The sequence below is a fragment of the Gandjariella thermophila genome (assembly GCF_005405885.1).
Lineage (GTDB): Bacteria > Actinomycetota > Actinomycetes > Mycobacteriales > Pseudonocardiaceae > Gandjariella > Gandjariella thermophila.
This window is the reverse complement of record NZ_BJFL01000043.1, coordinates 1-13,181: the sequence shown is the minus strand read 5'-3', so window position 1 is coordinate 13,181 and position 13,181 is coordinate 1. Positions and strand designations below refer to the sequence as shown.

General features: G+C 66.0%; 6 protein-coding genes. 2 read left to right on the top strand and 4 right to left on the bottom strand.

The window, feature by feature from the left end; translation table 11 throughout:
* The first annotated feature begins 22 nt into the window (after positions 1 to 22).
* On the top strand, positions 23 to 739 hold the full coding sequence (istB, locus tag FFT21_RS25115) for an IS21-like element helper ATPase IstB (RefSeq protein ID WP_225978744.1): 717 nt from the start codon (positions 23 to 25) through the stop codon (positions 737 to 739).
* 1,364 nt (positions 740 to 2,103) lie between these two features.
* Here the strand turns inward: istB and FFT21_RS25110 are convergent.
* From FFT21_RS25110 to mycP, 4 genes are all read right to left on the bottom strand, one after another.
* Positions 2,104 to 2,748, bottom strand: a complete 645-nt coding sequence (locus FFT21_RS25110) for a class I SAM-dependent methyltransferase (RefSeq protein ID WP_137816400.1) — start codon at positions 2,746 to 2,748, stop codon at positions 2,104 to 2,106.
* Positions 2,749 to 2,875: 127 nt separating this feature from the next.
* Positions 2,876 to 3,958 carry a glycoside hydrolase family protein gene (locus FFT21_RS25105; protein ID WP_137816399.1) on the bottom strand — a complete coding sequence of 361 codons (1,083 nt, stop codon included), beginning with the start codon at positions 3,956 to 3,958 and terminating at the stop codon, positions 2,876 to 2,878.
* Positions 3,959 to 4,280: 322 nt separating this feature from the next.
* Positions 4,281 to 4,748, bottom strand: a complete 468-nt coding sequence (locus tag FFT21_RS25100) for a type 1 periplasmic-binding domain-containing protein (RefSeq protein WP_137816398.1) — start codon at positions 4,746 to 4,748, stop codon at positions 4,281 to 4,283.
* A 119-nt stretch (positions 4,749 to 4,867) separates the two neighbouring features.
* Positions 4,868 to 6,010, bottom strand: a complete 1,143-nt coding sequence (mycP, locus tag FFT21_RS25095; protein ID WP_137816397.1) for a type VII secretion-associated serine protease mycosin — start codon at positions 6,008 to 6,010, stop codon at positions 4,868 to 4,870.
* Positions 6,011 to 6,339: 329 nt separating this feature from the next.
* On the opposite strand from mycP, the gene FFT21_RS30055 reads away from it, so the two are divergent.
* Positions 6,340 to 11,064: a DUF6531 domain-containing protein gene (locus tag FFT21_RS30055; protein WP_137816396.1), complete on the top strand. Its 4,725-nt coding sequence runs from the start codon at positions 6,340 to 6,342 to the stop codon at positions 11,062 to 11,064.
* Positions 11,065 to 13,181: the final 2,117 nt, after the last annotated feature.

Here is a 13,181-nt window from a genome sequence, read left to right as displayed (position 1 = left end):
GCTCGACACGCTACTGCGCCGGATGCGGCTGCCCTACCTGCGCAAGGCCGCGCCCGACGTGCTGGCCACCGCCCGCGCGCAGCGCTGGGACCCCGCCGAAGTCCTGCGCGTGCTACTCGGCGAGGAGGTCACCGGCCGCGACAGCGCGACCCGGCGCACACGTCGCAAGACCGCGAACTTCCCCACCGGCAAGACATTCTCCTCCTGGCGCGCCGAGGACTCTTCGATCCCCGAGGCCACCCAGAACGCCCTATCCACATTGGAATGGATCGGGCGGGCGGAGAACCTCGCGGTCGCCGGGCCGTCCGGGACCGGCAAAAGCCACTTCGTCGAGGCGCTGGCGCACGCCGCGATCGAGGCCGACCTGCGGGTCGCCTGGTTCACCCTCGAGTCGCTGACCGCCACGATCGGCAAGGCGAAGGTGGATGCCTCGATCGCCCGCACGATCACAAAGATCTGCCGCTGCGAGCTGATCGTGGTCGACGACATCGGCATGCTCCCGGCCGGCCAAGACGCCGCCGAGGCGTTCTACCGCGTCGTCGACGCCGCCTACGAACGCCGCTCGATCGCCGTGACAAGCAATATCCACCCGAGCGGGTTCGACACGATCATGCCCAAGACCCTGGCCACCGCCACCGTCGACCGGCTGCTGCACCACGCCCACCTCGTGCTCACCAAGGGTGACAGCCACCGGCTCGCCGAAGCACTCGCGGGCAAAGGCGTGATGCCGTTGAGCTAACCCCACCCGGAGATCCGCTGGGCATCAGCCTGGACTTCTGCTGTCCGCCAGCCCGGACAGCAGAAGTCCGCCCACCAAGAGATCCAAGTTTCCGTTGACAGCTAGTGGAAATGGCCCGAGTACCAGCGGAGCAACTGACTGTCACGCGCTGTACTTGTGTGGCCGGAATGAGCAGAGGTGGATTTGTGGCGGATTGGACAGCTGCGCGGGTGTTGGCATGGCGTGATGTGGTCGGCGGGGACCTGCTGGATCGGGTGCATGCACTGGTGATGGCGAGCCTGCCGGCCGATCACGAGGTGTGGCGGACGATTCGTGGGGATGCGGTCTTGGCCAGTCGGATTCGTGGGATGCTGCCTGGCGTGCAGCGTCGGGTGGCGGACGCGCGCGATGCCGCGATGGGCAAGGTTCGGGTCTCGGCGGCCAAACGGGCGCTCGACCCACCGCGTGAGGACGCCGGGCTGCGGCAGCGGCCACATCGGATGATCCCGGCACCCGCACGGCCGGAGACCCGGACGGCGCCCTCGGCAGATGCGATGCCCGCCCAATCAACTAAGACTGCAGCCGTTCGGAGCCGCGACCACTCGTTCCAGGCGGAAGCCAACCCCGAACCGCAAGCCAAACCTCGGGCACCCCTGTTCCAAGCTCCAGGCACGGCTCCCACGTCGCCGACCCGTGGAACCGGCGCGGCGGAGTGACGGGGTGGGCGCCGCTGGCTGCGCGAGACACCTGGGGTGACCATGAGCGCCGAAGGATCCTCGCCACGCTCGGCCAAGTAGTGGGGCCCGTTGTCCATGTTGGCCGATACTGGGAGGGGAGAAAAATGGGAGAGTGGAATATAGGGCTGGTTGCCCGAACTACGGTAAAGTGACCTCAACGGACCCGGATTGTGCAGGGGATTCTCCGTCTTCGCAGGTCGGGGAATTGTGTAGACGAATCTGGGGGAGAAGTCCGAACTTGCCGTCAGGTAAAGGGGTCGTGTCTCCCGTGAGGGTCCTCTGTCGGGGCGGCTGAGTGTCGAGTGTAGCGGGTTCGACTGGGCTGGCCGCTGCGCGCAGGCCCGGGCGCTTGTACGTCTGCTGATCGCTGATCGCGCCTGCTCGGGCCCAGGCGATGAGTGACGCGGTGCCGGCCGACTTGAGCCAGGCTGCGGCAGAGGTGAGTTGACTATGGCCCGGTTGTGTTCATCCGGCCGCGGTCAGCTTTTCGCAGGAGATGCAACGGCGTTGGCGTGTGCGTACCAAGGCAGCATGCACGCCCGGGTTGCGTTGGCTGGCCTTGGTCGGTCCGCGACTGTGGTATCCGCGACGACCTCGGGACTGCGGCGGAATCCGCGGGCACGTGCGTGTGGGCTGCGGGGCGCGGGTCTACTCGTCTGGCCGTTGGAGGGTAAGGAGCAGGTTGGCGTGGCGTGGGGGGATGCGGTGTTCGCTGGTGAGTGACCAACCTGGCATGGCGGTCATGATCATGGTGTCGAGTTCGGCGCGGGGCATGAACCGGACGGTGGCGTCGCCGGAGACCCAGCGGTCGGCGGCGTAGGCCAGCAGGAAGCCCGGGCCGGGGCGGCGTTCCCATTCCTTGATGGCGATGGTGCCGCCGGGTGCGGTGAGTGCGGCGGCGTCGCGGAGCACGGCCAGGCGTTGGTGGTCGGCGACGTGGTGGAGGACGTCGCAGAGCATGACGAGGTCGAACGGTTCGGGGTTCTCGGCGAGGAGTTCGGTGGTGGTGATCCGGCGGAATTCGACCTTGGTGGGGTCTTCGTCGTACATGCGGCCGGGGTCGGCGGTGCCGGGGTCGAGGCCGAGCAGGGTGGCGTGGGGCTGGGCGCGGAGGAGTGCGGCGGCCATGGCGCCGTCGCCGCAGCCGATTTCCAGGATGCGTTTCGCGGTCGGGGCGATGCTGGCGACGGTGGTGGCGAGCGCGTCGAGGTTGATGAAGGCGTTGCGGTAGAGGCGGATCGCTGTGGGTTCCCAGCGGCCGAGGGATCGGCGGACGGCGGCACCGAGGGACATTCGGTGTCCTCTCTGGGCAGGTGGGGGAGGGTCGCGGAAAGACTACGGGGCGCCGTTGATGGCGGCGGGGAGGATGGGGTGGGCGGTCAGGGTCGGCGCTGGCCTTCCCGCCCACCCCATGCCGGTGTTATCCGCAGGTCCAGGGTGTGAATGGTTGCCAGAGTGTGCCGCTGCCGCCGGCGGGGTGTTGGTAGGTGAGGGGTTCGTAGTGCAGGCCGGCGGTGGTTTCGTTCGCGCTGCCGGTCCACAGGTCGATGGTTTGGTAGGGCTGGCCGTCGAGGGTGATGACGGTGCGGGGTTGTCCGCCGCAGGAGGTGGCGGATAGGTCGCGGCGTCCGGTGGCGGGTGCGGACCAGCCGGTGTTGGTCGGCGCGGTCCACGGGCCGAGTAGGTTGGTGGCGGTGGCGTAGCCGGTGCCGGCTCCCTGGCAGTAGCCGCAGTTGGGGTCGGAGTAGGTCATGATCCAGGTGCCGGTGCCCGGATCTTGGTATGCGCCGGGGGATTCGGTGTTGGTCAGTCCGGCGAGGTTGGTGGATCCGGTGCCGGTGCCGTTGGTGCCCCAGGTGTCGAGTTGTTCCTCGGCGAGGGTTTGGTCCGGCATGGTGCAGAGCATGACGGGCGGGGCGGAGCCGTTGGGCACGATGCTGAAGTCGCCGTTACCGGAGCAGACCCACAGGTTGGGTTTGTGCACCGAGCCGTAGGGCGCGGTGTAGCCGCAGGGGCCTGCGGGTCCGTTGCAGCCCAGGGCGTAGTAGGCGTTGGCCCGGTTGCGGTTGTAGTCGGCGGGGGCGTTGAACCACAGGATCCAGACGCCGTCGTTGGCACCCCATCCGCTGCGTTGGATCATCCTGGGGTTGAAGCAGCCGGCGCCGGTGGAGCCGCATTCGCTGACCCACGTGGTGTTGGTCCAGGGATCGATGGCGTTGGGGTCGAACAAGAGCGTCGGTGTGCTCCATGGGCCGGACGGGCTGGTCGCGGTGGAAACCCCGAATCCGCACCAGGGCGTGTTCGCCTGTCCCCACTGGAAGCCGCATCCATACTCGGTGCCGTAGAGATAGTAGGTGCCGCCGCTTTCGACGATCATGCCGTCGTGCAGGTCGATTCCGGAGATATTGAAGGCGGTCGGGGCTGCCGCCGCGGAGGATCCGGAAAGGATCAATCCAGCTATTATTGACAATGCGAGCCCGAGGGCTGCGAGGCGTGCTTTCATGGTGATCTCCTTTGCTGGTGGGATGGGGACATCACTATGTGCTGGTAGTGACGCTCTCTGTGGCCGTGTGTGTTTCGGCGCCGGCCAGTGATGCCATGTGTGCGGGTCGTGATGGCCGAGGGGCGCCTTCGTCCAGCAACGCCGCAGGCCGCCGGGCCTCTGCGGCGGCGACGCGTCAGTTTCCGGTGGGGGTTTGCGGCGCTATGAGCTCAGAAAGTCAGCAGGTAGTTGGTGACTCATCGGCACGGATCGTCGCGAAAACAAAGAGGGAGGAAGTCAGCCGTTTGTGCGCGACGCCCCCGGAGGGCGCCGATGGTGACTGTCATTTGGTCGAGGGTAGTGGTGTGCTCGATGATGGTGCTGTGGCCGTGGTGGCGGGTGGTTTGTGCGCGGCATCTAGGACGAGTTGGCGTATTTGGTGAGGGTCGGCCGGTAGGTCATGGATATTGGAGAGCGCGGTGGTGCTTCCGATATTGATGAATTCGGTTGACGGGTTGGCGGAAGCGACCGTGCTTACGGTGTCATGGAGGTCGGTGCCGACGGCGACGATGAGCTTGCATTTCGTAGCGATGAGGCCGTTGAGGTATGGCGTCAGATCGGCGGGAGTGCCGTGGGGGGCGGTGAACCGCTGCGCGTTGATGGGTTGGTCCGCGGCTGCTTGTTGTACAGCCTGCCAGATAGGTGCGGCCGCAGCGGGGTCGGTAGTGAATAGGCAGGTGCGGAAGTTGCGGGAAATGTTGGTGTAGACGACAGGCTGTTTGGTGGGTATCACGAGCAGGATCGTTACCACGGCTGCCGTTATGGCGGTGGCGAGTATGGTGACAAGGGCGACTCTTCGTTGGCGCGGGGTTTCCAGGAGTCTCATGGCAGGTGCGTCTTTCTGGCTGATGCGGTGTTGGGGTGGTGTTGTTAGCGTGCGGGACGCTTTTTCGATGTGGCGTGAGCCCGTCGGCGACGTCGGATGGTTAGCGTCGTGATCGCGACGAGAACGGCAATGCTGCCGACAATGGTGGGGACGAGCCATTCAAGACCGCTTGAGGTGGGGCCTGCGGGAGGGGGTGCGGTCAGCAGCGGGTTGCTCCTGGTCTGCTGGGTTGGGGGGGTGGTGAGTGCACGGAGGGGATTGATCAGGCCGTATCCGTATTCGTTGTCGTGGGGTTGGTCGCCTTTGTGATTCGCCGTGGCGATCAGTTGAGCAATTACTTGGCCGGCGGTCAGCTGGCGGTGTTGTGACCAGATCAGCGCGGCGGTGGCGGCGACGTAGGGTGCGGCGTAGCTGGTGCCGTCCCCGTAGAGATACCCCCCATGGTCGTTCGCGGAGAAGATATCGACGCCGGGTGCGGCGAGAGTCGTTTGCGGTCCGGATTCGCTGCGGGGCCAGAATCGGCCCGAGGTGTCGACTGCGGTGACGCTGACCACGCCAGGAAAGGAGGCGGGGTAGGTCGGTGGGTTGCCCTGGTCGCCGCTGTTGCCGGCGGCGGCCACGATGATGCTTCCTTTGCCGAGGGCGTAGTTGACGGCCGACCGGATAATGGGATCGGGTGTCGTTGTGCCGATCGATATGTTGATGACGTTCGCCTGTTGGTCGGCGGCGTAGATGATGCCCTTCGCCAGCGCCACGGGCTCGGCTGTTCCATTCAGTGATACCCGCACGGGCATAATCCGGGAACCGGGTGCCAATCCCATCATCCCGGATCCGTTGTCGGCCTTGCCCGTGCCGGAGATGATTCCAGCGATCGAGGTGCCATGAGAATCGCCGGATAGATCGGTTTGGCCCGTATCCCCGGTGATTCCGACGAAGCCTGTGCCTGCGATCACCTGGCCGGCCAGGTCGGGGTGCCTGGCGTCAACCCCGGTGTCGAGTACCGCGACCGTGATGCTGTTGCCTTGGCTGTGCTGCCAAACGTCGTCGGCGCGAAAGTGCGCGCTATCCAGTGGCCATTCCTCAGATCGGGTAGCCCCCTGGGCGGGCGTGGCGGCGACGACGGACAGGCCAAAGACCACGCACGCCGCGCCGATGAGCCGCGCGAAGCCGTGGGTGGGTGACGTCATGGGCTGGGGCTCCTGCTGCGTGCGTACCGGGGCCTGTTGACCCGATGGCGGTGGTCTCGTGAGGCGGAGCGATGTTACTGGCCACTGGGGAGATCACCAGTAGCTGAAAAAGTTGATCACGCAGCAGGCCAGACGGTGGCCACGCGGCACAGGCTTCGTGCGTATACGGAAAGTAGAGACGGCTGGGCCGTTTGGGTGTTGAACCGGACAAACCTGCCCAGATCTTCCGTGTACGGCCGACGCGGGCCTTGCCCTTTGCATTTTGCCTCGGCTATCAGATACGGCGACCGCGCCTCCGTTCGGGAAGCGCTTGACGCGAGGAGACCGTGGTGGGCGCGGCACCGTGGCTTACGCATGTCCAGGTCATCAGACGGACGCGGCACTCGGCCGGTCGTGCAGGTCGGCGCGGCTGGCGACTGTGGGCACGAACCACCGCATGGCTCATCGTCGTCGCGGTCGCGATGACCGCGGGTGCTGGTCAGGCCGACGCCTGGGCATCAACCGTCGCCGGCACGCCGTCCACACCGCAGCAACGGTCCGGGTCCGCGGCTGGACTGCCACACACAGCCAAGTCAGCGATCAACAAGCACGCCAAGAGCGCGGCCAAGCCTGGCACGGTGCCCGGCGCGGCACCGGAGGCGAAGACGCCGACCCCAGCGGTAACTCCACAGGCCTCCAACGTGGCGCAGCACGGGGAAGCCCAGTCGGCCGCCGCGCGAACCCGCTCCGCACCGCCGACTCCGGGCAAGGAGTTAGTTGATCAACGCAACGCCACGCGGAAGGTGTTTGCCAATCCCGATGGCACCCTGACCGCCCGGGTTTATCCCCGTCCGGTGCATTACCAGACCTCCACTGGCACGTGGGCGGACATCGACACCACCTTGGTGCGCGGCAGCGACGGCGCCTGGCGGGAGAAAGCCGACGCTCCGTCGGCCTCGTTCGCCGCGGCTGGCGACGCGTCCAGCCTGGTAGGCCTGGAGCTCGATGCGTCGACCTCGCTCGGATTCGGCGTGCAAGGAGCGTCTGCCACTCCGGGGGTCGCTTCCGGTAGCACGATCACCTACCCGGGGATCCAACCCCACGCCGACGCGACGTATCTCACGACGGCGACCGGAGTCAAAGAAACGCTGGTCCTGCACGACGCCTCGGCGCCGACCACCTGGGTGTTCCCGCTGACTCTGCGAGGGCTGACCGCGTCGATGGGACCCGGCGGCAGCGTGCAACTCACCGACACCCAGGGTCACGTCCGCGATGTGATCGCCAGCGGGTTCATGGAGGACGCCAAGATCGACCCACGCTCAGGCGACGGCACCATGTCCACCGGGGTGACCTACGGCCTGACCACTGTCAACGGCCGACCGGCGTTGCAGGTGGACTTGGACGAGGCGTGGCTGCATGACCCGGCGCGCGTGTTCCCGGTGAAGGTCGATCCATCGGTGGCCGACCTCAACACCTCATCGTCGACGTACGTGATGAGCCCGTTCACCGCCAACTACAGCAGCGATTCCGAGCTGAAGGTCGGCACGTATGACGGTGGATCGAACATCGCCAACTCGTACCTCAACTTCAACGTCGGGTCGTTGACCAACGACTACATCGAGGCAGTCACCCTCAACCTCGACGAGATCTGGTCCTATTCCTGCCAAGCCCGCCCGTTCTACGTCTCGCCGATCACCAGCGGGTGGAACGTCTACTCGATCAACACCTACCCCGGCCTGACCTACGGCGGCCCGATCGGCGTCACGAACACGGCGGTCGGCTACAGCAGCGGCTGCCCCGGGCCGGCCTGGGTGTCGGTCGATCTCGGAGACAACCCGTCCGCGGCGGGCACCCGGCTGTTGGAAAGCTGGACCCATGGTGGGCCGAACCTGGGTCTGGCGGTGACCGCGGACACCCGCGACAGCTACGCCTGGAAGCGTTTCGACAGCGTCAACTCCCCGTACCCGCCGTACCTGTCGATCACCTACAGCCCCTACGGGGCGGCCTATTCCTTCCCCAACAACTACGTCGAGCCGACCAGCACCGCATCGGGGTCGCAGCAGGTCACCATCACCAATCTGGGCAACAACGCCTGGACGCCTGGGAACCAGTCACTGTGGTACCAGCTCTACGATCTGAACTGGAACAACCTGCGCATCAGCGGGTCGGTGGACCCACCCACCGCGTTGCCGTTCACCGTCAACCCCAACCAAACGGTCACCATGACCGGCAATATCGGTCCGGTCAGTCCCGGCCAGTATTACCTGTGCTGGGACATGTTCAACGGCTCCACCTCGTTCAACCTGACCTACGGCGTCGACTCGCCCTGCGAACTGATCAACTCTGCGAACACACCCCCACAGATCGACTCCCAACAACCGTTGTCCAATACGGTGCTCGGGTCGTTGACACCGCAGCTCTACGTCACTGGCCACGACCCGGACAATTATCCCAATCGTGGCCTGACTTACGACTTCCAGGTCTACACCGCCCCCACGGACGGCAGCACGCCAGCCCTTGTCGTCGACTCCGGCTGGATCAGCTCGACCACCTGGACCGTGCCGTCCGGCAAGCTCGTCTGGAACCAGAGTTACTCCTGGACGGTTGCTAACAATGACACCCTCGGGTCCAGCCCGTCCTCGGCCCCGTCGTACTTCACTACCGCGGTCCAACAGCCTTTGATCACCTCGCATCTCGGCGCGGCCGCGGTGAACACCAGTGGTCGGAACTTCGACCCCGGTGTGGGCGACTACACCACCGCCGTCACCGACGCCAACGTCGCCGGCGTGGGACCAGCCCTGTCGATCGTGCGGTCCTACAACTCCCAAGACCCCCGCACCGCCAACCTGTTCGGCGCCGGCTGGTCCACCGCCTACGACATGGCGGCCACGCCCGACAACGACGGCTCGGGCAACGTGGTGGTGACCTACCCCGACGGTCACACCGTCCGGTTCGGGCTCAACGTCGACGGCACCACGTTCACGCCACCGCAGGGAACCTACGCCACCTTCCAACCCATCACGGGCGGCGGATATACGCTCACCGACCGCGGCGGCACCGCTTATACCTTCGCCCGCCAGGTTGGCACTACGTGGAAGCTCACCAAGATCACCGATGCCGACGGCCGCTCGGAAACGCTGACCTACGCCGGCGACGGCACCCTGTCGACGATCATCAACACCGCGAGTAACCGGTCGCTGCACCTGAGCTGGGGTGGCGGGCATGTCACCCAGGTCGCCACCGATGCCGTCACCACCGGCGGCTCGCCGCTAACCTGGACCTACACCTACAGCGGCGACTCCCTCGCCCAGGTGTGCCCGCCCACCTCGAGCACCGCCTGCACCGACTACACCCTGACCAGCGGCACCAACTCCGGCTCCCATTACCGCAGCGCCGTCCTCGACGCCGGGCCGTATGCCTACTGGCGCTTCGGCGACTCGTCCGGGACCACCGCCACCGACGAGATCGCCGCCAACCTCGGCACCAAGAACGGCACCTACACCAACGTCTCCCTGGGCGGGGCAGCGCCGCTGCCAGGTTCCCCCACGACGTCGGGATACTTCAACGGCAGCTCGTCCTCGGTCCGGCTGCCCGACCAGCTGGTGTCGTCGACCACCTATCTCGGTGTCCAGCTACGGTTCCAAACAACCCTGAATGGTCCGGGCGGGATCCTGTTCTCCACCGGCCACAGCACCATCGGGGCAAGCAACCCAGATTCTGGCGCGATGCCGGTGCTCTACGTTGGTTCTGACGGCAAGCTCTACGGCCAGTTCTGGAACGGCAGCGTCCAGCCCCTCGTCAGCGCCAACCGGGTCAACGACGCCGCCTGGCACCAGGTCACCATCGTGGGATCCGGCACGTCACAGTCGCTCTACCTGGACGGCCAACTCATCGGCTCGAAGTCCGGGCAGCTCTACAACTTCGACCCACTGAACTTCGTGGGCGCGGGCCTGTTCAACGGCAACGCCTGGGTCAACCCGCCCGCGTCCGGATGGAGCTACTTCAACGGCAACATCGCCGAAGTCGCCTTCTACACCAAGCCCCTCGGTGGACCGGTCATCTCCCAGCAGTACACCGTCGGCACCCGAGCCGCCACTGAGATCACCTCGATCACCCCCCGGCCGGTGCCGCCCAAGCACAGATCACCTACGACAGCGCCAAAGACCGGGCGACCCAGGTCACCGACATCCATGGCGGCACCTGGAAGATCAATCCTTCGACCACGCAGGGCTCCTCCGCGGAGTACCGCGGCGCTGTGCTGGCCACCCATCCCAAAGACTTCTGGCGCTTCGGCGAGTCGGGCGGCACGCAAGCGGTCAACGACATGCCCGCCACCGACGCGACCGGATACGAACGGTCCGACGGCGCCGCCACGTACCACAACATCACCCTGGGACAGCCCGGACCGTTCCCGAACCTGCCGGACACCGCCGCCGGATTCAACGGCAACAGCAGTTCCTATGTCACCATCCCCGGCGGCCAGAACTATCCCGGTGCGATCGCATTGTGGTTCAAAACCACTACCCCGGGTGGCGTGCTCGCCGGCTACCAAGACACGCCGATCGGCACAACACCGAACTACTACGAACCAACCCTCTACGTCGGCAACGACGGCCGTCTGTACGGAGAAGTATACGACGATTACGTCAGCCCGATGGCATCCGCGGGCACGGTCACCGACGGCAAGTGGCACTTCGTCGTGCTCGCCCTCAACAACTACTCCACCACCGACGCCACGGAAAGCCTGTACCTCGACGGCGCCCAAATTGCCACCCGGAGCACCTCGGGGCCGAGCATCATCGGGGACCTCTACGTCGGCGCCGGCTATGTCACCCCCGACTGGCCAGCTGCTCCCACTAACGCCCAAGGCTATTTCACCGGCTCCATCGCAGCCGCCGCGATCTACAAATCGATCACTAATCAGACCACCGTGGACGCTGCCGCGGTCACCTCGATGTACCAGGCTGCCCAGAAGTCCTCCACCAGCCCCGTCCCCTTCACCACTGTCACGGTCACCGACCCCGGCAACGCCACGTGGGCGTACTCCTACCAACCGGGCAACGGGGGACGCCTGATCGCCAGTACCGACGGCCTGGGACAGCTCACCGCTTATCGCTACGACACCAACGGCTTCCTCTACACCACCATCCATCCCGACGGCGACTACCTCACTACGACCCACGACGCCCGCGGCAACGTGCTGTCGAGAACCATCGGCGACCAGTTGGGCGCCTGGAGCACCAGCTACGCCACCTATCCCGCCGCCGGAACCTACGCCGTCACCGACCCCCGCAACGACAAACCCACCACCTACCTCAACCCCAATTCCTCCGGACCCACTGACACCACCTATCGCACCAGCTACACCTACTCCACCAGCGGCGATCTACTCACCACGACTAACCCGCTCGGCGCGGCCACCACGAACGCCTACACCACCGGCAGCGAGGCCGCGGTCGGCGGCGGCACCGAACCGGCCGGGCTGCTCGCCACCCAAACCGACCCGCTGGGCAAGGTCACCAGTTACGCCTATACCAGCGCCGGCGACCTCGCCCAGGTCCTCACTCCGTCCGGGCTGAAGACCAGCTACACCTCGGACAACCTTGGCCGCCGCACCGGCCAAACCGACGTCTCCGACACGTTCCCCAACGGAATCACCACGACCCTCGCCTATGACGGCAACGACCGGCTGCTCAGCCACACCGGTCCAGCCGCCACCGACGCCGTCACCGGCACCGTGCACACCCCGCAGGTCAGCTTTACCTACGACCCGGACGGCGACGTGCTCACCCGCACCGTCTCCGACACCACCGGCGGGGACACCCGGCGCGTCACCACCAATACCTACGACACCCACGACCAACTCGCCACGACCACCGACCCGGCTAGCCGTAAGATCAGCTACGGCTACGACGGCTACGGCAACCGGACCTCGGTGACCGACCCGGCCGGCAACGTCTACGCCGTCACCTACGACCCGGACGGGCACCAACTCACCACGACGCTCAAGCAGTGGACCGGTGATCCCACCAACCCGTCCTCAGCAACTGACCTGATGCTGGACTCCCGCGCCTACGACCCGGATGGCCTGCTCGCCTCCGACACCGACGCGATGGGCCGCACCCATGCCTACTGGTACTGGGCCGACCGACGCCTCGGCGAGGAAGACCTCGCCAACTTCCACCAACCGGACGGTTCCACCACCAGCCTGGCCTTGATCAACTACAACTATGATGCGGCTGGCAACCTCGGCTACGTCTACACACTCGACAACCTCGACACCCAATACCAGCGCGATGCGGGCGGCCGGATCGTCCAGGAAACAGACGACTTCAACAACTATTCCGGAAACGGAACCGGCATCAACCGGGTCACGGCTAACACCTACGACGCCGATGACCACCTCACCTCGCGCGCGGTGACGAACGGGTCGGTCACCGAGCAGACCGACTACACCTACGACGCGATCGGTGACCGCACCTCCCAAACGGTGCACAACGGCTCGACCAACCTCGTCACCACCTGGACCTACGACCAGCGCGGCACAGTGACCTCGATGGTCGACCCACGCGGCAACGTCACCGGCGGAACACCAGCCACCTACACCACCACCTACACCAGCGACGCGGCCGATCGCCTGACCACGGTCACCCAGCCGGTGGTCAACGCTGAAAGCGGCGGATCCAATCCGATCGCCGTGCACCCGATCACCGAGATCGGCTACAACACCTTCGGCGACCGCACCTCGACCTCGGACCCGGTCGGCAACATCACCAGCTACACCTACGACGCCGACGGCGAACTCCTGGGCACCTCCGCGCCCGCCTACACCCCGCCCGGCTCGAGCACCGCGATCACCCCGACCGCAACACAAACGTTCGACAGCCTCGGCCGTGTCGCCTCTACGACCGATCCCAACGGCAACACCACCACGAATACCTACGACCAACTCGACCGCCTGGCGCAGAAAACTCTGCCCGCCGTCGGCGGCACCTCATCGACCTGGCATTACACCTACGACCTCGACGGCGAACAACTCACCGCCACCGACCCCACCGGGGCCCAGACCCAATGCCGTTAAGTTTGGGTGTTTGGGCAGGCCAGTAGGGGGGTGGCCGGGCCGGTATGGCGGATGTTCTGGTCGGTGGGGCGTTTGACCCGGTAGGAGTTGTGCCGGGCGCGTTTGACGGCG

Excerpts from the sequence above, each read along its gene's own strand:
- istB (WP_225978744.1), top strand. The coding sequence starts at position 23 with ATGCGGCTGCCCTACCTGCGCAAGGCCGCGCCCGACGTGCTGGCCACC.
- FFT21_RS25110 (WP_137816400.1), bottom strand. The coding sequence starts at position 2,748 with ATGTCCCTCGGTGCCGCCGTCCGCCGATCCCTCGGCCGCTGGGAACCC.
- FFT21_RS25105 (WP_137816399.1), bottom strand. The coding sequence starts at position 3,958 with ATGAAAGCACGCCTCGCAGCCCTCGGGCTCGCATTGTCAATAATAGCT.
- mycP (WP_137816397.1), bottom strand. The coding sequence starts at position 6,010 with ATGACGTCACCCACCCACGGCTTCGCGCGGCTCATCGGCGCGGCGTGC.